The following is a 21,300-nucleotide window of genomic DNA, read 5'->3' on the forward strand; positions in this document are numbered from 1 at the left end:
GGAGGTATACCCAAGTTCGGCTGAAGGGATCGGTCTTGAAAACCGACAGGCGGCGAGAGTCGCGCGGGGGTTCGAATCCCTCTACCTCCTCCATTTTTTTAAAACATTATATTGTCGCGGGGTGGAGCAGCACGGTAGCTCGTCGGGCTCATAACCCGAAGGTCGCAGGTTCAAATCCTGTCCCCGCAACCAAATGGTCCCGTGGTGTAGTGGTTAACATGCCTGCCTGTCACGCAGGAGATCGCCGGTTCGACCCCGGTCGGGACCGCCATTTATGTTGGCTCGGTAGCTCAGTCGGTAGAGCAGAGGACTGAAAATCCTCGTGTCGGCGGTTCGATTCCGTCCCGAGCCACCATTTTTTTATGCCGACTTAGCTCAATTGGTAGAGCAACTGACTTGTAATCAGTAGGTTGGGGGTTCAAGTCCTCTAGTCGGCATCCTTTAGGGGCATAGTTTAAAGGTAGAACTGAGGTCTCCAAAACCTCCAGTGTGGGTTCGATTCCTACTGCCCCTGTTAAAGTATATGGGCCTATAGCTCAGCTGGTTAGAGCGCACGCCTGATAAGCGTGAGGTCGATGGTTCGAGTCCATTTAGGCCCACCATATATATTATTCCGCAGTAGCTCAGTGGTAGAGCTATCGGCTGTTAACCGATCGGTCGTAGGTTCGAGTCCTACCTGCGGAGCCATGGCCCGTTGGTCAAGTGGTTAAGACACCGCCCTTTCACGGCGGTAACACGGGTTCGAATCCCGTACGGGTCATAAAAAAAGAGTCAGCAATATGCTGACTCTTTTTTATTTTGTAGAATCCTCCTTTATCAACTGATTTTCCTGAAATAAATAAAGGGATTTAGGAAAAGCTATGGTATGTATAAAAAGGAGGAGACAAAAATGACACGAGTGAGAGATATTATGAGTACTCATATTGTACATTGTACACCGCTAGACAATGTATATGAGGCTGCTGTAAAGATGAAAGAAGAATCGATTGGATTGATTCCAGTTGTTGAAAATGAACAAGTTGTTGGGCTTGTTACGGACCGAGATTTAGTTGTTCGAGGGATTGCTGAGAAACATCCTGGATCTAATAAAATTACAAATGTAATGACAACAAGCATTGTTTCAGTCTCTCCAGATGATTCTATTGAAAAAGCTACAGAGTTAATGGCACAGTATCAAATTAGACGATTACCAGTAGTGGAGGGTGGTCAACTGGTTGGGATGCTAGCACTAGGTGATTTAGCTATAAGAGAATCGGCAGATGATCAAGCTGGATTTGCTTTAAGTGAAATTTCGGAGCATACGGAATGAAGAGAGACTTTCATTAGTGGGATAAGTTACGTATAAAAATCAGATGCATTATTCTAGTATATATGGATTAAACTAATATGTTAGCATGATGTATCTGAGACATTATATAATATAAGTATACAGTTAGTAATTTCGAAAGTTTTTTTAAATTTGTCATTCCTAATTTTAAATAACAGAAAAAATGATATACTGATAGATATAAGTATTATGAGAAATTTCGAATATAACAATATTCATTGTTAATGATGTAATAATGGATTAATATTTCCTATGTAGACAAAAGGGAAGGGGAATTATATGAGGGCTGTACAGCGCGATCCAAATTGGAATTTGGTTACAGATACATATATAGAACCAAATAATTTCGCTGAATTATTTTCTTTGCTTGTACCTTGTCATCCAAAAGGTGAAGGGAAAGAACGAACTATATTAGTTTGGAAAGAAAAAGAATTTTATAAAGAAGAAAATTTAGCGTCATTTATCGTATATGGAATGAATAAAGTAAAGAATTTACCGCAGTTTCATAAAGATGAAATTCCAACTTTAGTACGTATTCTTCGTTTATGCCAAGAGATTGGTTGGTATGAAGAAGCAAATACTTTTATGGTAACTCAAGGACTAGCTGAGTTTGTTCATACTTCATTGGAATATGAAACGTGGGATCTTTTGACGCAAGCGGTTGCTTTAAACTATTTAATTATTAAATATCGTATTGGTGAATTGACTGATGGGGATGTAGAAATTTGGGATAGAGTTAAATTTAATGAGAAATGTATAACGGATTGTAAACATCTATTATCTCATAAAGAAGTATTGGAATTTACATTCTTTTATATGTGTAAGAGGGCTAAATTACTATCAAAAGAACAATTGAATAGTGATATGATGAGTCTAGCGATGTATTGTAATACGTTTGTGTATGACTTATACACACATGACTTATTACGAAAATATCGTAAATGTACAGACTTTCTATCATATTATGGACCTAGTCAAGCGGTGTTAGCTTGTCAAAGAGCTGTACTTTCTCAAATTTCAGATCGATTAGACCCATTGAAAACTACTCATGTAGATGATTATTTATATGTAATGAAAGAAATGATGGAGCATATGACGATAGGAATAATGGATCGATATGATCATTTTATCGGAAAGTTATTATCATATGTGCCATTTTTCGAAATGATTCAAGTTCCACAACATGCATATTATTGTGAAGAATTACTGTATATTTGTAAGGGCATTGAATATAAAGAAGAAATATTACGCAATTATATATTTATACAATTACATGATTGTTTACCATCATTCTTTAAACTATTTCTTAAAAATAAACGTTATGCAACGATTCATGACATTCTGTTCTATTGGTGTGATGATGAACAAAGAATGAGCTTAGAGAAAAAATATAATCTTAGCTTTATTTATGAAAAATATGCGTGCGGATAAAGAGCATTTTCAATATGAAAAATTAATATAAATTAAAAAGGATCTCAAGTTTATGTGAGATCCTTTTTTTATTAGTAAAGCAAGGAGAACGTAATTAAGACAAGAAATAACATGCCATAAAGGAGAAATTGTGCAGTATAACTTCCTTGTATACCAAAAAAACTATTTACTTTTGCATATAAATTCAATATATATTTTATCGGATTATCTTTGAAAGATTGGTACAAAGTGTCTCCTCTTTCTAAGCTTCTTGTTCGTGTTTTTTGTTAGTAGGAACATGAATGTATCTAGCTATGAATAATAAAACAGCCATAAAAAATACAGGAAATACGGTAGATAAATAAAAACCATTACTAATAATATTTGCTATTAGGGCACTTAATAGAAAGATGGCATTATAAATATGGGCAATTTTTTGTTTAAGTTGAACTTGAAAAGATTCCATCATAATTTCTAAAGCAACAAAAGCAATGATAATAGATAAAAATACAGTATTTGTATTGTAAATGATTAAACAACAGATTAAACCTAAAAAGGCTAAGTATTCAATTAAGAGAGGTATATTGATATTGCGTGACATACAATTTACCTAACTAAATATGGCAGTGGGTTTACTGCATTTGTTTTTTCAAAATTCCATTCTCCATTGTGTAATTCAAAATGAAGATGTTGCCCGTATGAATGACCTGTGTTTCCCATATGACCTACTAATTGTCCAGCTTGTACTTGATCACCAGCTTGTACAGTGCGATCTTTCATGTGAGCATAGACTGTTGTATATAATTTCCCGTTTATTTGATGGGCGATGAACACAACATTGCCATAGCTAGCTGAATAATATGATTTCACAACTTTGCCTGCAGCCGCCGCCTGGATAGAGACATTACCTGGAGCTGCAATATCTATACCGTAATGCATCTGTTCCCAACGCATATCAAAGGTTGAGCTAATTCTTCCTTGAGTAGGGAATTTGAAAACTGCTGGAATGGAAGCAGTTTGGGCTTTTTGAACTTGTGCTTGATTTTGCACTACATAATGTTTTGCCACGTATCCGTATCCTGTGCCAAAACGAATTTTATACCAAGTTCCTACAGTTTCCACTACTTGTAGTTGTGTTCCATTTTGTAATGAACCAAGTAGTGCACTACTTGTACTAGCGGTGCTACGTACATTAAGTTTAGGTGTTGCAACTGTGTATTTTGTATTATTTTGAACTGTGATACCTTTTACTAAAGGCTGTGAACCATTAGAAACGAATGCTTTTTGTACGTAACCTGTTTTGCCATTATGTAAAATTTTATACCAATCGCCTTGTTCTTCTTGAATGGTAACGAATTTTCCATTTGGTAATACATCTAAAATTGAAGATTCTAAATTAGGTTCAGATCGAACATTTAATGCATTGGCATTAACGATATATTGATTATTAGATTGAAGTTTGTTTTTTAGTAGAATAGAATCTTTTTGTACGTAACCTACTTTATTATTAACAGATACTTTATACCAACCATTAGTTGTTTCAAGTATGTTCACCTTCGTATTAAAGCGAATTGTATCAATTGATGAGCTATTTGCGTTATCTTTTGTATGTAAGGCTACCTGATCGACTTTTACATATCCAGTTTTCACATTAGATAATTGTTCAGCGTTGGCTGTTTGTACATTTGTTTCTCCCATAGAAGGAAGTAAAGAAGCAATTGCGACAGTAGTTGCTGTTAAAGCAGTAGCTTTCATATTCATATAATAGAGACCTCCTCTAGTTGTATAGTTGTAATTTTATTATAGTATAAAGATATAATATAGTGGGTTTATTCACATAAATGTAATATGAAATCAATATAAAAATAAATTTTTTGAGGATAATGATTCCTTTTTACCTAATTAATTAGGATAATAATTTCTAACATAGAATATATTATATAGCTTCGTTATTTTGTTGATAATTGAGAAAATTAAAACAGTTGATGATGTCTTATTACGGTGTTATACTGACAGTGTTAATTTCATAGTTTGCTAGGAGAGCTGGTGTTGCCAGCTGAGAGTAGGCCGTAAGCCTTTGATCCTTTTCATTACCTGATCTAGATTATGCTAGCGTAGGGAAGCAATTCGGACACTAATAATGAGTCCCCGTTTCTTTGCGTATAGAAACGGGGCTTTTTTATTTGAAAATTTCATATTGAACCACTAGGGGTGCTTGTTGTGCTGAGAGAGGAATAATCCTTAACCCTTACAGACCTGATCTAGGTAATACTAGCGAAGGGAAGTGGAGCAACGAATAAATTATAATTTTGTTTGCTGTAACCACTTCTTATTTAGAAGTGGTTTTTTATTTATATACACATACCGGAAGGGGATAGGGAAATGAAATTTTGCGATAGATTATTAGAAACTGTACAACCAGTTTGGGAGATGAGTCATAATCATCCGTTTGTAGTAGGTATGGGGGATGGCACGTTAGAAAAAGATAAGTTTCAGTATTATATTATTCAAGATTATTTATATTTGTTAGATTATGCAAAGCTATATGCGATTGGTGTTGTAAAGGCAACGAATCCACAAGTAATGGGGAAATTCGCTGAACAAATTGATGGAATATTAAATGGAGAAATGACGATCCATAAACAGTATGCAAAAAGACTTGGAATTTCTATAGAGGAGATAGAGTCAGCAAAACCATCTGCTAAAAATTTAGCTTATACAAATTACATGATGTCTGTATCTCAAAATGGCACACTTGCGGAATTAATAGCAGCACTTCTTCCATGTATGTGGAGCTATTGGGAAATTGGAAAGCGTTTAAATGATATTCCTGGAGCAAGAGATCATGAGTTTTTTGGTGAGTGGATTCAAGGATATAGTTCTGAAGAATACGGTAACCTTTGTATTTGGTTAATAGATTTATTAAATGAAATGGCAGTTGGAAAGTCTGACAAAGAGCTAGATCGATTAGAGGAGATTTTCCTATATTCCAGTCGATTTGAATATTTATTCTGGGATATGTCCTACCGTAAGGAGATGTGGGGATTTGAGGAGCAAGAACATACTACAGTTTCATAATGTTTCTTTTCATTATGATGAGAAGCCAATCATCAAGGAATTAAATGCTTCTATACAAGATAAAGAGTTTGTAAGTATTATCGGACCGAGTGGATGCGGGAAAAGTACTCTATTTCGCCTTATTACAGGTTTAGAAGAAGCAAGTACTGGGCAGATAGAGCTGACAGAAACGAAGAGCCATCCTGTAGGATATATGCCCCAAAAAGATATGCTCTTGCCGTGGAGAACGATTATTGAGAATGCTGCCCTGCCGCTAGAGTGCCAAGGTGTACAGAAGAAAAATGCACAAATAAAGGCGAAGGAACTGCTACATAAATTTGGACTACAAGGGTATGAGACTAAATATCCGAAAGATTTATCTGGTGGTATGAGGCAACGCGTATCCTTTATCCGAACTTTATTAACAGGCGGGGAGATATTGCTGTTAGATGAACCGTTTAGCGCGCTGGATGCTTTAACGAAGGCATCTTTGCAAGAATGGTTGTTTGAACAATGGAAAGAGTGGGAAAAAACAATTTTGTTTATCACTCATGATGTGGAAGAAGCATTATTTCTTTCTAATCGAATTTTCGTTGTAGAAAATCAACCGATAACTACTTTAACCGAGAGGATTGTACCGCTTGATTGTAACCGGACAAGAAAAGATTTATATAAGCCGGAAGTGTTAGCGCTGAAAGATGAGCTTCTTAGTATGTTACAAAGGCAGGTACTCGTATGATGAACCGGTTGAAGGAGCTATTACCTGCTCTTACACTTTCTAGTATTTTACTTGCCCTTTGGGAAGTAGGAGCAAGAATTGTAGATGAAATGTACATTTTACCGTCACCGTCTGCAATTGTAGTGAAGATATGGAAACTAAAAGATATATTATTTACGGTTCATTTACCGGCAACCTTATCCGTCGTTTTAATAGGGGTGGCTATTTCTATCGTACTTGGGGTAGGGATAGCGATGTTAATGAATGCGAGTAATTGGATGGAGAGAGCATTTTATCCATTATTAGTCGCTTCACAAACAATTCCTATTACAGCACTTGCTCCGCTTTTTGTTTTATGGTTTGGATATACAATTTGGAGTAAGGTTGTTGTTACGGTTTTAATTACGTTTTTCCCAATTGCGGTCAATACGTATGATGGACTACGCAGTACGAAAAAAGAATGGGAGGAGCTCTTAGTTACGTATGGAGCAACGAAAAAAGATGTTTTTCTTAAATTAAAGTTGCCATCTGCTCTTCCTTATTTTTTCTCAGCTTTAAAAATTGCAGTTCCGCTTAGTGTGATTGGAGCAGCAATTGGTGAATGGCTCGGTGCACAAGCTGGGCTAGGATATTTCAGTAAAAGAATGATGACGCAGTTAGACGGAGCAGGTGTATTTGCACCCATTGTATTGTTATCATTATTAGCTATTTTCTTCGTCATACTTATTTCGGTATTAGAAAAGAAATTTATTAGTTGGAGGAAGCATTCATGAAATTATTAAAACGCATCTTTGTGTTTACATTATTAGTTGCAATGATCGCTGGATGTTCTAGTAATTCGGCATCAGAGAAGAGTAAAAAAGAAAAAGAAATAACGGTCATGCTTGATTGGTATCCAAATGCGGTACATAGCTTTATTTATGCGGCTATTGAAAAAGGCTACTTTAAAGAAGAAGGAGTAAAGGTGAATATTAAATTCCCTTCCAACCCGACTGACCCATTAACTTTAGCAGCTGCAGGAAAAGTAACAGTGGGCCTATATTATCAGCCAGATGTTGTTATGGCAAAAGCAAATGAACAAATTCCAGTGAAATCAATTGGAGCTGTCGTACGTTCACCATTAAATCATGTTATATCGCTGAAGTCAGCAGGCATTCAATCGCCAAAAGATTTAGAGGGGAAAACAGTTGGATATTCTGGAACACCTTTAAGTGAGATGTATTTAAAAACGATGATAAAAGAAGCTGGTGGTAATCCAGATACAGTGAAAGTAGTCGATGTTGGCTTTGATTTAGTACCAGCAGTAATTACGAAAAAAGTGGATGCGGTAACAGGGGCATACATTAACCATGAAGTACCTGTTATGCGTCATGAAGGTCATGAACCAGCATACTTTAACCCAGCAGATTACGGTGTACCGAATTATCATGAACTTGTATTTGTAACAGGTGATAAAACGTTGAAAAAAGATAAAGAAGCGTTGCAAGCCTTCTTACGTGGTACGAAAAAAGGATATGATTTCATGAAGAAAAACCCAGATGAAGCATTAAATATTTTATTAAATCATCAAGAAAAAGAAAACTTCCCGCTTGTACCAGAAGTTGAAAAAGAAAGTATGAAAATTTTATTAGAGAAGATGGAAACGAAAGATGAGCCATTCTTATCGGATTCAAAAGAGTCATGGGAGAAACAAAATAAATGGCTAAAAGATAAAGGAATGACGAAAGAAATCGTTCCGGCCGAGGAGTTATTCGAAAACATTTTAAAGTAGGCGAATGAATATGAAAAATGAGCTTCATGTAATCTCAAATGGTCACATGTCATTCCAAGAGTTAGTGAATATAGCAATGCAAATTGAGAGTGAGATTGATTATTTGCATATTCGTGAGCGTGAGAAAAGTACGAAGGAATTGTATGAAGGTGTGGAAAGTCTTTTGAAGAAAGGCTTTCCGGCATCGAAAATAGTAATAAACGATCGAATTGATATTGCTATTTTATTAAACATTCCGCGCGTGCAGCTAGGATATCGAAGTGCAGATGTAAGGTCAGTGAAAGAAAAGTTTTCTTATTTGCATGTCGGTTATTCTGTGCATTCTTTAGAAGAGGCGATTGATGCATTTAAGAATGGAGCGGATTCACTTGTCTATGGTCATGTATTTCCGACAGATTGCAAAAAGGGTGTGTCAGCGAGAGGGCTTGAAGAAATTTCAAACATTGCAAAGTGTTTATCCATACCGATTACAGCAATTGGAGGAATTACCACGGAAAACACCGGGGATGTTCTTACTAACGGCGTCAGTGGTATTGCTGTTATGTCTGGGATTATAAGTAGTAGTAACCCGTATAACAAAGCGAAGTCTTATAAGGACTCAATAAGAAAGTGGGCGGAAAAACATGTGTAAGAAGTATGATGTAGCGATAATTGGCGGTGGTGTAATTGGTAGTTCAGTTGCACATTTTCTAGCAGAAAGAGGATATAAAGTAGCGATTGTAGAGAAGCAAAGAATTGCATCTGAAGCCTCGAAAGCAGCTGCTGGTTTACTTGGGGTTCAGGCAGAATGGGATGAATATGATCCGCTATTTGAACTTGCTAGAGAAAGCCGTGCTATATTTCCACAACTTGCAGAAGTTTTACGTGAAAAAACAGGCATCGATATTGGATATGAAGAGAAAGGCATTTATCGCATTGCTCAAAATGAAAATGAGAAGGAAAGAATTCTTCGCATTATGGATTGGCAGCAGAAAACAGGTGAAGATTCTTACTTTCTAACGGGAGATCGTTTACGAGAGAAAGAGCCGTATCTATTTGAGTCAATTATAGGGGCTGTATATTATCCAAAAGATGGTCATGTTATTGCATCAGAGCTTACGAAAGCATTCGCACATTCCGCATCATTTTCGGGCGCTGATCTATATGAACAGACAGAAGTGTTTGATATTCGTATTGAAAATAATAAAGTGACTGGAATTGTGACAAGCGAAGGTATTATCACTTGCGAGAAAGTGGTTATTGCGGGTGGCTCATGGAGTACGAAGTTACTAGGTTATTTTCACCACGAATGGGGTACATATCCAGTTAAAGGAGAAGTAGTAGCGGTAAGAAGTAGAAAACCACTTTTAAAGGCGCCTATTTTCCAAGAAAGATTTTACATTGCACCAAAGCGCGGCGGACGTTACGTAATTGGAGCAACGATGAAGCCTCATACGTTTAATAAAACTGTGCAACCGGAAAGTATTACTTCTATATTAGAGCGCGCGTATACAATATTGCCAGCTTTAAAAGAAGCAGAGTGGGAAAGCGCATGGGCAGGGTTAAGACCACAATCGAATCACGAAGCTCCTTATATGGGAGAGCATGAAGAAATAAAAGGTTTATATGCTTGTACGGGCCATTATCGAAACGGTATTTTATTAAGTCCTGTTTCCGGTCAGTATATGGCGGATTTAATAGAAGGAAAGCAGGCGAATCACTTGCTAGATTCATTGCTTTCTAAAACAGTTTAGAAAGGGGATGGAAGTTTGAATTTAAAAATTAATGGTAATCAAATTGAGGTACCAGAGAGTGTAAAAACAGTAGCTGAGTTACTTACACATTTAGAGTTAGAAAACAGAATTGTTGTAGTAGAGCGTAATAAAGATATTTTACAAAAAGATGATCATACAGATACATCTGTTTTTGATGGAGACCAAATTGAGATTGTAACTTTCGTAGGAGGCGGTTGATTATGTTAAACATTGGACCATTTTCATTTCATTCTAGACTTTTATTAGGAACAGGAAAATTCCCTGATTTTGATGTGCAGCAAAAGGCAATTGATGTATCTGAGGCTGAGATTTTAACGTTCGCAGTACGCCGTATGGATATATTTGATGCAAAGCAACCAAATTTATTAGAGAAACTTGATGTGAAAAAATATAAGTTATTACCGAATACAGCTGGAGCAAAAAATGCTGAAGAAGCTGTTCGTATTGCAAAATTAGCAAAAGCTTCAGGGCTTTGCGACATGATTAAAGTAGAAGTTATAGGTGATGATAGAACGTTATTACCTGATCCGGTAGAAACATTAAGAGCATCTGAAATGTTATTAGAAGAAGGATTCATAGTACTTCCATATACATCTGATGATGTTGTATTAGCACGTAAATTACAAGAACTAGGTGTGCATGCAATTATGCCAGGAGCATCACCGATTGGATCAGGGCTTGGTATTGTAAATCCGTTAAATTTAAGCTTCATTATTGAACAAGCGAAAGTACCAGTTATAGTTGACGCTGGTATTGGTAGTCCAGCTGATGCAGCATTTGCGATGGAATTAGGAGCCGATGGTGTGTTATTAAATACTGCTGTGTCAGGAGCAAAAGATCCTATTAAAATGGCACAGGCAATGAAATTAGGTATTGAAGCAGGCCGTTTAGGATTTGAGGCAGGTCGTATTGCACGTAAACGTTGTGCAACAGCAAGTAGTCCTTTAGAAGGAATGAGCGTAGTTGAATAATCGATATTCTCGCCAAGAATTATTTTCTCCAATTGGAGAAGAAGGGCAACGAAAGATAAGAGAAAAGCATGTACTCATTATCGGTGCAGGTGCATTAGGTAGTGCAAATGCAGAGATGTTTGTAAGAGCTGGTGTAGGCGCAGTAACGATTGTTGACCGGGATTATGTCGATTGGAGTAATTTACAAAGGCAGCAATTGTATGCAGAGAGTGATGTGGAAAATAATCTTCCGAAGGCTGTAGCGGCAAAGAAACGCCTAGAAGAGATCAATCGTGAAGTAAGAGTAGAAGCTCTCGTTCAAGACGTAACAGCTGAAGAATTAGAAGAACTCGTTACAAACGTTAATGTAATTATTGATGCAACTGATAATTTCGAAACGCGTTTCATTGTAAATGATATAGCACAAAAACATTCTATTCCATGGATTTACGGAGCATGTGTAGGGAGTTACGGCCTTTCTTACACAATTCTTCCTAGTAAAACGCCATGTTTATCTTGTTTATTACAATCGATTCCGCTTGGCGGGGCGACATGTGATACAGCGGGGATTATATCACCTGCTGTATCTCTCGTCGTTTCTCATCAAGTAACGGAAGCTCTTAAACTGTTAGTAGAAGATTACGAATCGCTTCGAGATGGACTTGTATCGTTTGATGTATGGAAGAATGAATATTCATGTATGAATGTGCAAAAGCTTCGTAAACACAATTGTCCTTCGTGCGGAGAGAATGCGATATACCCGTATTTAAATAAAGAAAACACATCGAAAACAGCAGTGTTATGCGGGAGAAATACAGTTCAAATTAGACCACCTCATAAAGAAGAAATGGATTTTGAACGATACAAAGAGCTGCTGAATGATCGTGTGAATGATTTAAATGTAAACCCATATTTATTATCATTTTCTGTGGAAGAAAAGAGATTAGTTGCTTTTAAAGATGGGCGTGTACTTGTACATGGAACGAAAGATATAAGCGAAGCAAAAACGATTTATCATCGCTATTTTGGATAGAAAAGGATGAGTGGGATGAAAGTAAATAAAGCTTTAACAATTGCAGGATCCGATAGTGGCGGCGGTGCCGGCATTCAAGCAGATTTAAAAACATTCCAAGAGCTTGGTGTGTATGGGATGACGGCTATTACGGCAATTACTGCTCAAAACACGCTTGGCGTTCAAGGTGTATATCCAGTTCCGTTAGAAGGTATTACGGAACAGCTGAATTCAATTGGTACGGATTTAACACCAGATGCTGTGAAACTAGGAATGTTATTTAGCAGCGAAATTATTCAAATTGTAGCAGAACATATTAATAAATTTGGCTGGAATAATATTGTGCTAGATCCTGTTATGATTGCTAAGGGCGGTGCATCATTATTACAACAAGAAGCAGTACAAGCATTAAAAGAATATTTATTACCAGTAGCAACCGTTGTAACGCCGAATGTTCCTGAGGCAGAAGTGTTAACTGGAATGGAAATTCATAATGTTGAAGATAGTAAGGAAGCTGCGAAAGTACTGCATGAATTAGGTGCGAAATACGTGCTTATGAAGGGCGGACATGCAGAATATCAAGGTAATGAGGTAATTGATTTACTCTTTGATGGAGAAACGTTTATTGAATTTAGAAGTAAACGAATTCCTTCAAAGCAAACACACGGAAGCGGGTGCACATTTGCTTCAGCGGTTACAGCAGGACTTGCGAAAGGATACTCAATTGAAGAGGCAGTTCAAGAAGCAAAACGATTTATTAGTATAGCAATTGAAGAGCCATTAAATATTGGAAGTGGTCATGGACCGACGAATCATTTTGCGTATAAATTGAATAGAACAAGAGCATAAAGAAAGGAAAAGTCAGTTTTATAACTGGCTTTTTTTCTGTTTACTTTTTCCAAATACAGGAGTAATATATCAGCCAGAATACATTTTTTTGTAAACGCTGAGTCCAAATATAAGGAGCGGAGGAACCAATTTGTGCAGTGTCACTAGGGGTGAATCTTTCAATTTTGAAAGTAGGGCTACTCTCAAAGTCCGAATCCGACAGCTAACTTCGTAAGCGTCTTGAGAGAGGACGGTGCCATGATGGATACATCACTTCATCGATCTGATTAGTATAGGGGAATATCAATCTATGTTTGAGTTCTTTTATGCTAAGGAGGATGAGGTACATGGAATTAACACTTATTTGTGTTGGAGAAGAAAGTAAGGTAAATAGTTTAAGAGATTTAGTAGCATTTCAACATGAGTTAATTATTTTTACAGCAAATGAAGAGATAGCGGTTGAAGTTAGGAATTGTGGGTTTGATTGGACTTATAGCTGTAGTAAGGCGCAGGATTTTACTAGTATTTGTGAGTGTATTAAGAAGGTGATTTTACTAGGGGATGAGCTTCCAATCGTTAGTTTCTTCACAGAACACATTCGCTTTTCTTTTCGAGCACCTATTACTGTTGTTACAAGGAATAAACGATATCCAGCGAGGCTCTATGAAACAATTGGAGCTACATTTGTCGTGTTTACGAATTGTGATAATATTTCTTTTTTATTTTTTGAATAGGGCGGGGGAAAAGAAGATGAAGGTGTTTTTATTAGGAGATATAGCGAATCGTTGGGCAGTATCAGTAGATCGAGTTCAAGAATTGGTGGTGCTTGATCCTATTTTTCCAAGGCCCTATATCATATTGCCATCAAAAGACGCTTTATATTTAAAAACAGATGTTATCGAATATGAGCAGCTACATGCAGAATTGTCACAAGTTTATATTCGCGGGAGAAATTTACGTACTTTTTTACGAGGAGAATAAATAGTGAATGAAAAAAGAGCGAATGCTAAGTGCAACAAGCTATGCACTTTATGTCATTCGCTCTTTTTATTTCGTATTTAAAAGATCATTTCTATGAAAAAGAAAGAAAAGACGAGAAAATAGATGAAAGGATATTAATAATACTCAATGTAAGCGTTTAAATAGATGGATATTTTCTTATTTTAAGTAATTTGCCTCTTTACAAGTGAAATATAGAGGAGTATATTTACTCTCATAAATCATTCATAAAATTTCCAAAAAAACCTAAAATCGCTGAGTTCCAGAAATGGAGCGGGGGAACCAATTTTGTGCATCGTCACTTGGGGTGAATCTTTCAGTTTTGAAAGTAGGGCTACTCTTTAGGCCCGAATCCGACAGCTAACCTCGTAAGCGTTTAGAGAGGAGGTTTACTTTTTGTTGTTCATTTTTTGAACACTGAGTAGAGCTCAGTGTTCTTTTTTAATATTTCTATGGTAAATTTTAACAAAAGAGAGCGAGGGATAGCTATGTTAGATGTTGTAATGATCGGGATTTTTGTTGTGTTAGTCGCATCGATGGCAAGTCTTGCAAGTTGGTCAGATAAAGTTGTGAAAGAAGGGAAGCAATCATGACGATTGCCTTATCGGTTATTGTTGCAGCAATTACGGTGTACTTAGTGTATGCATTATTAAATCCGGAAAAGTTTTAATTAGGGGGAGTCATTCATTATGATCTGGGTCGCAGTTGTTATTACAATGCTGTTGTTTATTCTTGTGGCAAAGCCAACGGGAATTTATTTAGAGAAAGCTTTTCAAGGTAGTAAAAAGCTAGATAAAGTATTCGGGCCTTTTGAAAAACTTATTTTTAAAATTACGGGTGTAAAAGAATACAATCAAACGTGGAAACAGTACGCATTGTCATTAGTTTTATTAAATGGATTTATGATTGTTGTCGTATATTTCATTTTCAGACTACAAGGGGTATTGCCATTAAACCCAGCACACATTGAAGGAATGGAGCCTACGCTCGCTTTTAATACAGCAATTAGTTTTATGGCTGATACAAATTTACAGCATTATAGCGGTGAAAATGGTTTATCTTATTTATCACAATTAATCGGAATTACATTTTTAATGTTTGCAGCACCAGCAACGACGTTAGCACTCGTTATGGCATTTATAAGAGGGCTCGCTGGAAAAGAACTCGGTAACTTTTTCGTTGATTTTACGAGAGCATTAACGAGAGTATTTCTTCCTATCGCATTTATTGCGGCGCTAGTCTTTGTCGCACTTGGTGTACCACAAACGTTAGACGGTGCCGTTAGGGCACAAACGATTGATGGGGCAAAGCAAAGTATATTACGCGGGCCTGTTGCATCATTCGTTTCCATTAAGGAACTTGGAAATAATGGCGGTGGATTTTTCGGAGCAAACTCTACACATCCTTTCGAAAATCCAGGACAAATGAGTAATATTTTGCAAATGATGCTTATGATGTTATTGCCAACAGCACTTCCGTTTACGTACGGACGAATGGTAGGAAATAAAAAACAAGGTCGTATCCTTTTCGTATCACTATTCATGGTGTTTCTACTAGGGTTTATAACGATTACGACATCTGAACTACATGGAAATCCAGCGTTAAATGGAATGGGGATTGAACACATACAAGGAAGTACGGAAGGAAAGGAAGTACGATTTGGAACAGTATTTTCTTCCCTATACGCAACAGTAACGACAGCTGCTGAAACAGGAGCCGTTAATACGATGCATGATACGTTAACACCAATTGGCGGGTTAGTACCACTCGTAAATATGATGTTAAATACAGTATACGGCGGCGTTGGAGCAGGCTTTGTGAACATTATTATGTATGCGATTATCGCAGTCTTTATATCTGGATTGATGGTTGGACGGACGCCAGAGTTTTTAGGTAAGAAAATTGAAGGGAAGGAAATGAAATTAATTGCGGTAACGATACTATTTCATCCACTGCTTATTTTAGGGTTTTCAGCATTAGCTCTTTCAACAAGTTTAGGAACGGATGCTATCTCGCATTCCGGTTTCCACGGTTTGACGCAAGTGGTATATGAATATACATCGTCAGCTGCGAATAACGGATCTGGATTTGAAGGATTAGCGGATAATACACCGTTTTGGAATATTACAACTGGTTTAGTTATGTTTTTAGGACGCTATTTCAGTTTAATTACGATGCTAGCTGTTGCAGCTTCATTGAAAGAAAAGACGGTTGTACCAGAAACAGTCGGAACGTTCCGTACGGATAATAGTTTATTTGGCGGCATTTTTATCGGAACAATTGTAATTGTCGGTGCATTAACATTCTTCCCGATGTTAGTACTTGGTCCAATTGCAGAATTTCTTACATTGAAGTAATGGAGGGTAAATAATGAGACCGGTAGTAGTAAAAGAAAAAAGAGTAAATGAGTCACAAATACATGCTGTAGAGGATGAAGTTAGACAAGCGAAAACGATGGATCGTGATATCGTGAAACATGCGATGAAACAATCCTTTGCGAAATTGAATCCGAAAGTCATGATAAAGAATCCGATTATGTTCGTTGTAGAAATTGGATTTATCATTACGTTCATTTTATCTTTTCTTCCAAGTCATTCTAGTAGTGTACCAGGATGGTTTAATATAACAGTTTCTCTCATTCTATTATTTACAGTTTTATTTGCTAACTTTGCAGAAGCGTTAGCGGAAGGGCGGGGGAAAGCGCAAGCTGATTCTTTAAAACAGTCGAAGAAAGATGTGTTTGCAAATGTTGTAAAAGAAAATGGAGACATTGTTCAAGTTTCAGCAACTGATTTGAGAAAAGATGACGTTGTTATTGTAAAACAAGGAGAAATGATTCCGAGTGATGGAGAAGTAATAAAAGGATTAGCGTCTGTTGATGAATCTGCGATTACAGGGGAATCAGCTCCTGTAATAAAAGAAGCGGGCGGTGATTTTTGTTCCGTAACAGGCGGAACGATGGTCGTAAGTGATGAGATTACAATTGTCATTACGAGTAATCCTGGTGAATCATTTATTGATAAAATGATTTCGTTAGTAGAAGGAGCTGCTCGTCAAAAAACGCCGAATGAGATTGCCTTAAATACAGTATTAACGAGCTTAACGCTTATTTTCTTAATCGTCGTTGTGACGTTACCGATTTTTACAAACTATTTAGGGTTTCAAATTGATACAGCTGTACTTGTCGCGTTGTTAGTTTGTTTAATTCCAACGACAATTGGTGGTTTATTATCAGCAATTGGTATTGCTGGGATGGACCGGGTGACAAAGTTTAATGTGTTAGCGATGTCGGGTAAAGCAGTAGAAGCTGCAGGTGATATTAATACAATCATTTTAGATAAAACAGGTACGATTACTTTCGGAAACCGAATGGCACATACATTGCTTCCTGTAGGAAATGAGACGATCGAGCAAGTAGGGAAATGGGCTGCGATTAGTTCAGTTTTAGATGAAACACCAGAAGGTCGATCAGTTATCGAATATGTAAAAACGAAATCTATATCATATAATCGAGAAATTGCAGAACAAGGTGAGTTTGTTCCGTTTAAAGCAGAAACGAGAATGAGTGGTGTTGATTTACAGGACGGAACGAAAGTGAGAAAAGGTGCTGTTGGTAGCATTATTGAATGGGTTAGGTCACAAGGTGGAACGATTCCGAAAGATGTAAATCAAAAAGCAGATTCCATCTCCAAAGAGGGCGGAACACCATTGGTGGTTGCAGTGAATAATCGTATTTACGGTTTAATATATTTAAAGGATACAGTAAAACCTGGTATGCGTGAGCGTTTCGAACAATTGCGCCAAATGGGGATTAAAACGGTTATGTGTACTGGTGATAACCCGTTAACAGCAGCAACGATTGCAAAAGAAGCAGGGGTAGATGAATTCGTTGCTGAGTGTAAACCAGAAGATAAAATTGCGGTTATTAAAGCAGAGCAAGATAAAGGGAAACTTGTAGCGATGACGGGTGATGGTACAAATGATGCGCCGGCATTAGCACAGGCTGACGTTGGATTAGCGATGAATAGTGGTACGACAGCTGCGAAAGAAGCTGCGAATATGATTGATTTAGATTCGAACCCGACAAAAATTATTGAGGTTGTAGGAATCGGTAAGCAATTGTTAATGACGCGTGGTGCATTAACGACGTTTAGTATTGCGAATGATATAGCGAAATATTTCGCTATCATTCCAGCGATGTTTACACTTGCAATTCCGCAAATGGAAGCATTAAACATTATGAAACTAACATCACCACTGTCAGCGATTTTGTCAGCATTACTATTTAATGCGGTTATTATTCCATTACTCATTCCATTGGCGATGAAAGGTATCGCATATAAACCGATGAGTTCGAATGCACTACTTGGCCGAAACCTACTTATTTATGGACTTGGCGGGGTTATTGTACCGTTCATTGGAATTAAAGTAATTGATATAATTGTCGGCTTGTTCATATAAGGAAGAGGGGAAAAAGATGGCGAAGAAACAAAGTATACTATCACCAATCATCCGTATTACTTTTACATTTTTAGTGTTGTGCGGCCTTGTATATCCGCTTATTGTAACTGGTATTGCACAAGCAGTAATGAAGGATAATGCGGATGGAAGTCTAATATATAATGATAAAAATGAAGTGATTGGTTCTAAATTAATCGGTCAAAATTTCACAGATCCACGTTATTTTCATGGACGTGTTTCTAGTATTGAATATAAAGCAGAAGCATCTGGTTCAAATAACTATGCACCGTCTAATCCAGATTTAGAGAAACGAGTAGAGAAAAGTATTGAAGAGTGGAAGAAACAAAATCCCACTGTTCCAGTTACAGAGGTGCCGATCGATTTAGTGACAAATTCAGGTTCAGGGCTTGATCCTGACATTAGTCCGAAGGCAGCTTCCGTACAGGTAGAGCGCATCTCGAAATTGACGAATATTCCGAAAGAAACGCTAAATCAATTGATTAAAGATCAAACGGAAGGTGCGGCACTTGGTTTATTTGGAGAAGATCGCGTGAACGTCTTAAAATTAAACTTAGAATTACAGAAATTACTGAAATAGTAACAGTGCTACCTCAATCTAACGGATTGAGGTAGCGTTGTTTCGAAAGAAGGGTTGTGAATGTTTTGTATGCGGATGATTATAAACCAACTTTTCAAAGGCGAACACCAGAAGAGTATTTAGAATATATTCTTCAGCAAAATCGCGGGAAGTTAAAGCTATATGTAGGAGCAGCTCCAGGAGTAGGGAAAAGTTATAAAATGCTACTTGATGCTAGAGAGATGAAAAAGGATGGTACGGATATTGTAATTGGTTTAATTGAAACGCACGGAAGAAAAGAGACAGAAGACGCAATTGCTGATTTAGAAAAAGTTCCTTTAAAAGAAATACAGTATAAAGGAAAAGTATTTTACGAACTCGATGTGGAAGGAATTATAAAACGTACACCGCAAGTCGTTGTTGTGGATGAACTCGCGCATAGTAATATTCCTGGATCTAAAAATAAGAAACGTTATATGGATGTACAGGAATTGCTAGATGCTGGTATATCCGTCTTATCAGCGTTTAATATTCAGCATTTAGAAAGTGTTCATGACATTGTTGCTCAAATTACGAATGTAAAAGTAAGGGAACGTATCCCAGATTTTATTTTACAAAAAGCAAATGAAATTCAGCTTGTTGATGCAACGCCGGAAGTATTAAGGAAGAGATTAATAGACGGAAAGATATATAAGGAGGGAAAAATAGAGCAAAGCTTACAAAATTTCTTTACGCTCAATAATTTAGGGGCACTAAGGGAATTATCGCTTCGTGAAGTTGCAGATGATATGGACGAGAAAATTAGCCAAACAGTGATAGAACCGATTGGCGTGAAAGAAAAAATTCTCGTTTGTGTACAATACAGTTCAACAGCAGAGAAATTAATAAGACGGGGATGGCGCATGGCGGATCGGTTAAACGCTGAATTGTATGTCTTAAACGTAGAAAGGGAAAATATAGATTCTCTATCAGCAGGGAAAAAGCAAACAATTGAAGAGTGGAAGTCGCTAACGAATCAATTTGATGCAAGTTTTGTATTAGAAGAAGCAAACGGTAGAAAGCCGGCTAATGTTATTATTGAAGTTGCGAAAAGACTACAAGTAACGCAAATTTTACTCGGACAATCGGCAAGAACAAGGTGGGAAGAAATTCGAAAAGGTTCAATTGTAAATGAAATTATGAGAGAAACGAAGTATATTGATATTCATATCGTCGCGGATCAAAGAGCTTAAAATAGAGACCATCTATAGGTCCCTATTTTACTTTTTGTACAACATGAAAACGTAGCATTTTCATCGCATATAAGATTATGAGTAGAAACATAATTGCACCTAGGAAGAAAATCCAAAAGTAATTTTGATTAAATACAAGAAATCCACCTACAAGTGGCCCTGTGCCCATGCCGAGATAGCGGATGAAGTTGTACATACCGATAGCGGTTGCGCGTTCTTGCACGAATTCTTCCGTTAATAAAGTAGTGTGAGTTGGCATAGAAAGTCCCATACTAAAACCGTATAAAGATGTAACGATAATGATGAATGGAATATTGATGCTATATGTGAAAGAGAATAAAGTGACACATATAATATTGAAGAAACTAGTGATGAATAAAGCTTGCTTTGTTGTGAGGCGTTTTTGCAAAAGCTTGTAGCAATAACTTCCTAACATAATAGAAAGGGACATCGGTACAAATATAAGACCAATTTTACTTGCAGTTAAGTGAAATGAATTTGTTAAAATGCTTGGTAAAAAAACGAGGAAGCAAAAGTAAATACAAAATTGAATGAAGCCAATAAGAGTAATAGAAAATCCAGTTTTATTTTTTAAGATAAACCAGTAACTCTTTTTTGCTTGCGGTTGCTTCATTACATTTGGTTTTGTTTCTGGAAGTAGTGAAATATTTATAATTAATAAGAGAATGCTGAGTATAGATAAAAACAGAAATACGGATAAGTGGCCATTTATACTACCGAGATAACCACCAATGAGAGGACCGATTGCAGGTGCGAAAGCAAGTAACATTTGATACAGGCTCATCGCTTCTCCGCGCTCTTTTCCTTCAAATAAATCACCGATAATCGTTGCTGCAACTACAGGGATAGCTGCTATTCCTATAGCTTGAACAGCCCTAAAAAATAGAAAAAAATAAACGTTCGCCGAAAAAGCACATCCGATTGAACCAATTGTACTAATGATTAAACTAGGGATAAGGACAGATTTTCTCCCTTTTGTATCAATTAAAGGTCCATATATGAGCTGCATAATTGCAAGAACGAATGTGAATAGTGAAACTGTTAAATTTACTAGATAAAGAGAAGTGTGAAAAGAAGCTTGAATCATAGGCAAGATAGGTGTGTAAATATTTTGAGCGAAGGAACCGAGTAAGGCACTCATACAGACAACGTATAAAATGAAATGAAGTTTGGATTTTTTCAT

The 21,300-nt window shown here is 36.9% G+C and carries 23 protein-coding genes, 9 tRNA genes and 4 riboswitches; of the genes, 29 read left to right on the forward strand and 3 right to left on the reverse strand.

Annotated features, from left to right (window positions below):
• From F8162_RS15355 to F8162_RS15405, 11 genes are all read left to right on the forward strand, one after another.
• Positions 1-93, forward strand: a tRNA-Ser gene (locus F8162_RS15355).
• Positions 94-115: 22 nt separating this feature from the next.
• Positions 116-192 (forward strand) — tRNA-Met (locus F8162_RS15360).
• Positions 193-195: 3 nt separating this feature from the next.
• Positions 196-271, forward strand: a tRNA-Asp gene (locus F8162_RS15365).
• A gap of 8 nt (positions 272-279) precedes the next feature.
• Positions 280-355: transfer RNA gene (locus F8162_RS15370), tRNA-Phe, on the forward strand.
• A gap of 9 nt (positions 356-364) precedes the next feature.
• Positions 365-437: transfer RNA gene (locus F8162_RS15375), tRNA-Thr, on the forward strand.
• A gap of 6 nt (positions 438-443) precedes the next feature.
• Positions 444-514, forward strand: a tRNA-Trp gene (locus F8162_RS15380).
• Positions 515-525: 11 nt separating this feature from the next.
• Positions 526-602 (forward strand) — tRNA-Ile (locus F8162_RS15385).
• Between the two features lie 10 nt (positions 603-612).
• Positions 613-687 (forward strand) — tRNA-Asn (locus F8162_RS15390).
• Between the two features lies 1 nt (position 688).
• A tRNA-Glu gene (locus F8162_RS15395) sits at positions 689-760 on the forward strand.
• A 129-nt stretch (positions 761-889) separates the two neighbouring features.
• Positions 890-1,309, forward strand: coding sequence for a CBS domain-containing protein (locus F8162_RS15400; protein ID WP_151631625.1), 420 nt, complete (start codon positions 890-892; stop codon positions 1,307-1,309).
• A 297-nt stretch (positions 1,310-1,606) separates the two neighbouring features.
• The gene (locus F8162_RS15405) at positions 1,607-2,758 is read left to right on the forward strand and encodes a DUF3965 domain-containing protein (protein WP_151631624.1); all 1,152 of its coding nucleotides are present in this window, start codon (positions 1,607-1,609) and stop codon (positions 2,756-2,758) included.
• Positions 2,759-2,999: 241 nt separating this feature from the next.
• Here F8162_RS15405 and F8162_RS15410 read toward each other — a convergent pair whose 3' ends face one another.
• Both F8162_RS15410 and F8162_RS15415 read right to left on the reverse strand, forming a co-directional pair.
• Positions 3,000-3,338, reverse strand: a complete 339-nt coding sequence (locus F8162_RS15410) for a hypothetical protein (RefSeq protein WP_151631623.1) — start codon at positions 3,336-3,338, stop codon at positions 3,000-3,002.
• 5 nt (positions 3,339-3,343) lie between these two features.
• Positions 3,344-4,498: an SH3 domain-containing protein gene (locus F8162_RS15415; RefSeq protein WP_151631622.1), complete on the reverse strand. Its 1,155-nt coding sequence runs from the start codon at positions 4,496-4,498 to the stop codon at positions 3,344-3,346.
• Between the two features lie 265 nt (positions 4,499-4,763).
• Positions 4,764-4,875, forward strand: a riboswitch (TPP riboswitch).
• A 59-nt stretch (positions 4,876-4,934) separates the two neighbouring features.
• Positions 4,935-5,037, forward strand: a riboswitch (TPP riboswitch).
• A gap of 82 nt (positions 5,038-5,119) precedes the next feature.
• Here F8162_RS15415 and tenA point away from each other — a divergent pair.
• The 18 genes from tenA to kdpDN all read left to right on the forward strand — a co-directional run bounded on the left by tenA (position 5,120) and on the right by kdpDN (position 20,096).
• Positions 5,120-5,815: a thiaminase II gene (tenA, locus tag F8162_RS15420; RefSeq protein ID WP_087957401.1), complete on the forward strand. Its 696-nt coding sequence runs from the start codon at positions 5,120-5,122 to the stop codon at positions 5,813-5,815.
• Positions 5,784-6,533, forward strand: a complete 750-nt coding sequence (locus F8162_RS15425) for an ABC transporter ATP-binding protein (protein ID WP_151631621.1) — start codon at positions 5,784-5,786, stop codon at positions 6,531-6,533. Before tenA ends, F8162_RS15425 begins: the two co-directional genes overlap by 32 nt.
• Positions 6,533-7,285, forward strand: a complete 753-nt coding sequence (locus tag F8162_RS15430) for an ABC transporter permease (protein ID WP_151631792.1) — start codon at positions 6,533-6,535, stop codon at positions 7,283-7,285. Before F8162_RS15425 ends, F8162_RS15430 begins: the two co-directional genes overlap by 1 nt.
• Entirely contained in the window at positions 7,282-8,283 is a 1,002-nt protein-coding gene (locus F8162_RS15435) for an ABC transporter substrate-binding protein (RefSeq protein ID WP_151631620.1), read from the forward strand. Before F8162_RS15430 ends, F8162_RS15435 begins: the two co-directional genes overlap by 4 nt.
• Before the next feature lie 10 nt (positions 8,284-8,293).
• On the forward strand, positions 8,294-8,914 hold the full coding sequence (gene tenI / locus F8162_RS15440) for a thiazole tautomerase TenI (RefSeq protein ID WP_151631619.1): 621 nt from the start codon (positions 8,294-8,296) through the stop codon (positions 8,912-8,914).
• Positions 8,907-10,016: a glycine oxidase ThiO gene (thiO, locus tag F8162_RS15445; RefSeq protein WP_151631618.1), complete on the forward strand. Its 1,110-nt coding sequence runs from the start codon at positions 8,907-8,909 to the stop codon at positions 10,014-10,016. Before tenI ends, thiO begins: the two co-directional genes overlap by 8 nt.
• Positions 10,017-10,031: 15 nt before the next feature.
• Complete coding sequence (gene thiS, locus F8162_RS15450) at positions 10,032-10,235, forward strand: sulfur carrier protein ThiS (RefSeq protein WP_001049508.1); 204 nt, start codon at positions 10,032-10,034, stop codon at positions 10,233-10,235.
• Between the two features lie 2 nt (positions 10,236-10,237).
• Positions 10,238-11,008 (forward strand): thiazole synthase, encoded by a 771-nt coding sequence (gene thiG, locus F8162_RS15455; RefSeq protein WP_151631617.1) that lies wholly within the window; start codon positions 10,238-10,240, stop codon positions 11,006-11,008.
• Positions 11,001-12,020, forward strand: coding sequence for a thiazole biosynthesis adenylyltransferase ThiF (locus F8162_RS15460; protein WP_151631616.1), 1,020 nt, complete (start codon positions 11,001-11,003; stop codon positions 12,018-12,020). The genes thiG and F8162_RS15460 overlap by 8 nt, the downstream gene beginning before the upstream one ends.
• Before the next feature lie 6 nt (positions 12,021-12,026).
• On the forward strand, positions 12,027-12,848 hold the full coding sequence (thiD, locus tag F8162_RS15465; protein WP_151631615.1) for a bifunctional hydroxymethylpyrimidine kinase/phosphomethylpyrimidine kinase: 822 nt from the start codon (positions 12,027-12,029) through the stop codon (positions 12,846-12,848).
• Between the two features lie 85 nt (positions 12,849-12,933).
• Positions 12,934-13,081, forward strand: a riboswitch (cyclic di-AMP (ydaO/yuaA leader).
• 93 nt (positions 13,082-13,174) lie between these two features.
• Positions 13,175-13,561 carry a hypothetical protein gene (locus F8162_RS15470; protein ID WP_151631614.1) on the forward strand — a complete coding sequence of 129 codons (387 nt, stop codon included), beginning with the start codon at positions 13,175-13,177 and terminating at the stop codon, positions 13,559-13,561.
• A gap of 16 nt (positions 13,562-13,577) precedes the next feature.
• Positions 13,578-13,808: a hypothetical protein gene (locus F8162_RS15475; RefSeq protein ID WP_151631613.1), complete on the forward strand. Its 231-nt coding sequence runs from the start codon at positions 13,578-13,580 to the stop codon at positions 13,806-13,808.
• 261 nt (positions 13,809-14,069) lie between these two features.
• Positions 14,070-14,215: riboswitch (cyclic di-AMP (ydaO/yuaA leader) on the forward strand.
• 99 nt (positions 14,216-14,314) lie between these two features.
• A complete protein-coding gene (locus F8162_RS15480) occupies positions 14,315-14,419 on the forward strand; it encodes a SipW-dependent-type signal peptide-containing protein (protein WP_000887889.1) in 105 nt (34 codons plus the stop codon).
• A complete protein-coding gene (gene kdpF, locus F8162_RS15485) occupies positions 14,416-14,496 on the forward strand; it encodes a K(+)-transporting ATPase subunit F (RefSeq protein WP_000150656.1) in 81 nt (26 codons plus the stop codon). The genes F8162_RS15480 and kdpF overlap by 4 nt, the downstream gene beginning before the upstream one ends.
• 19 nt (positions 14,497-14,515) lie before the next feature.
• On the forward strand, positions 14,516-16,183 hold the full coding sequence (gene kdpA, locus F8162_RS15490) for a potassium-transporting ATPase subunit KdpA (RefSeq protein WP_151631612.1): 1,668 nt from the start codon (positions 14,516-14,518) through the stop codon (positions 16,181-16,183).
• 13 nt (positions 16,184-16,196) lie between these two features.
• Complete coding sequence (kdpB, locus tag F8162_RS15495) at positions 16,197-18,287, forward strand: potassium-transporting ATPase subunit KdpB (protein ID WP_151631611.1); 2,091 nt, start codon at positions 16,197-16,199, stop codon at positions 18,285-18,287.
• A gap of 16 nt (positions 18,288-18,303) precedes the next feature.
• Positions 18,304-18,885, forward strand: coding sequence for a K(+)-transporting ATPase subunit C (gene kdpC / locus F8162_RS15500; RefSeq protein WP_151631610.1), 582 nt, complete (start codon positions 18,304-18,306; stop codon positions 18,883-18,885).
• Positions 18,886-18,941: 56 nt separating this feature from the next.
• Positions 18,942-20,096, forward strand: a complete 1,155-nt coding sequence (gene kdpDN, locus F8162_RS15505) for a KdpD-like non-kinase potassium sensor (RefSeq protein WP_151631609.1) — start codon at positions 18,942-18,944, stop codon at positions 20,094-20,096.
• Positions 20,097-20,118: 22 nt separating this feature from the next.
• Here kdpDN and F8162_RS15510 read toward each other — a convergent pair whose 3' ends face one another.
• Positions 20,119-21,300, reverse strand: coding sequence for an MFS transporter (locus F8162_RS15510; protein ID WP_151631608.1), 1,182 nt, complete (start codon positions 21,298-21,300; stop codon positions 20,119-20,121).

Origin of the sequence: Bacillus sp. CH140a_4T (genome assembly GCF_008923725.1) — a bacterium.
Classification (GTDB): Bacteria; Bacillota; Bacilli; order Bacillales; family Bacillaceae_G; genus Bacillus_A.

Excerpts from the sequence above, each read along its gene's own strand:
- F8162_RS15410 (WP_151631623.1), bottom strand. The coding sequence starts at position 3,338 with ATGTCACGCAATATCAATATACCTCTCTTAATTGAATACTTAGCCTTT.
- kdpB (WP_151631611.1), top strand. The coding sequence starts at position 16,197 with ATGAGACCGGTAGTAGTAAAAGAAAAAAGAGTAAATGAGTCACAAATA.
- F8162_RS15405 (WP_151631624.1), top strand. The coding sequence starts at position 1,607 with ATGAGGGCTGTACAGCGCGATCCAAATTGGAATTTGGTTACAGATACA.
- F8162_RS15435 (WP_151631620.1), top strand. The coding sequence starts at position 7,282 with ATGAAATTATTAAAACGCATCTTTGTGTTTACATTATTAGTTGCAATG.
- kdpF (WP_000150656.1), top strand. The coding sequence starts at position 14,416 with ATGACGATTGCCTTATCGGTTATTGTTGCAGCAATTACGGTGTACTTA.
- F8162_RS15480 (WP_000887889.1), top strand. The coding sequence starts at position 14,315 with ATGTTAGATGTTGTAATGATCGGGATTTTTGTTGTGTTAGTCGCATCG.
- tenA (WP_087957401.1), top strand. The coding sequence starts at position 5,120 with ATGAAATTTTGCGATAGATTATTAGAAACTGTACAACCAGTTTGGGAG.
- F8162_RS15470 (WP_151631614.1), top strand. The coding sequence starts at position 13,175 with ATGGAATTAACACTTATTTGTGTTGGAGAAGAAAGTAAGGTAAATAGT.
- thiG (WP_151631617.1), top strand. The coding sequence starts at position 10,238 with ATGTTAAACATTGGACCATTTTCATTTCATTCTAGACTTTTATTAGGA.
- F8162_RS15510 (WP_151631608.1), bottom strand. The coding sequence starts at position 21,300 with ATGAAAAAATCCAAACTTCATTTCATTTTATACGTTGTCTGTATGAGT.
- kdpA (WP_151631612.1), top strand. The coding sequence starts at position 14,516 with ATGATCTGGGTCGCAGTTGTTATTACAATGCTGTTGTTTATTCTTGTG.
- F8162_RS15400 (WP_151631625.1), top strand. The coding sequence starts at position 890 with ATGACACGAGTGAGAGATATTATGAGTACTCATATTGTACATTGTACA.
- thiD (WP_151631615.1), top strand. The coding sequence starts at position 12,027 with ATGAGTGGGATGAAAGTAAATAAAGCTTTAACAATTGCAGGATCCGAT.
- F8162_RS15415 (WP_151631622.1), bottom strand. The coding sequence starts at position 4,498 with ATGAATATGAAAGCTACTGCTTTAACAGCAACTACTGTCGCAATTGCT.
- thiO (WP_151631618.1), top strand. The coding sequence starts at position 8,907 with ATGTGTAAGAAGTATGATGTAGCGATAATTGGCGGTGGTGTAATTGGT.
- F8162_RS15430 (WP_151631792.1), top strand. The coding sequence starts at position 6,533 with ATGAACCGGTTGAAGGAGCTATTACCTGCTCTTACACTTTCTAGTATT.
- F8162_RS15475 (WP_151631613.1), top strand. The coding sequence starts at position 13,578 with ATGAAGGTGTTTTTATTAGGAGATATAGCGAATCGTTGGGCAGTATCA.
- tenI (WP_151631619.1), top strand. The coding sequence starts at position 8,294 with ATGAAAAATGAGCTTCATGTAATCTCAAATGGTCACATGTCATTCCAA.
- kdpC (WP_151631610.1), top strand. The coding sequence starts at position 18,304 with ATGGCGAAGAAACAAAGTATACTATCACCAATCATCCGTATTACTTTT.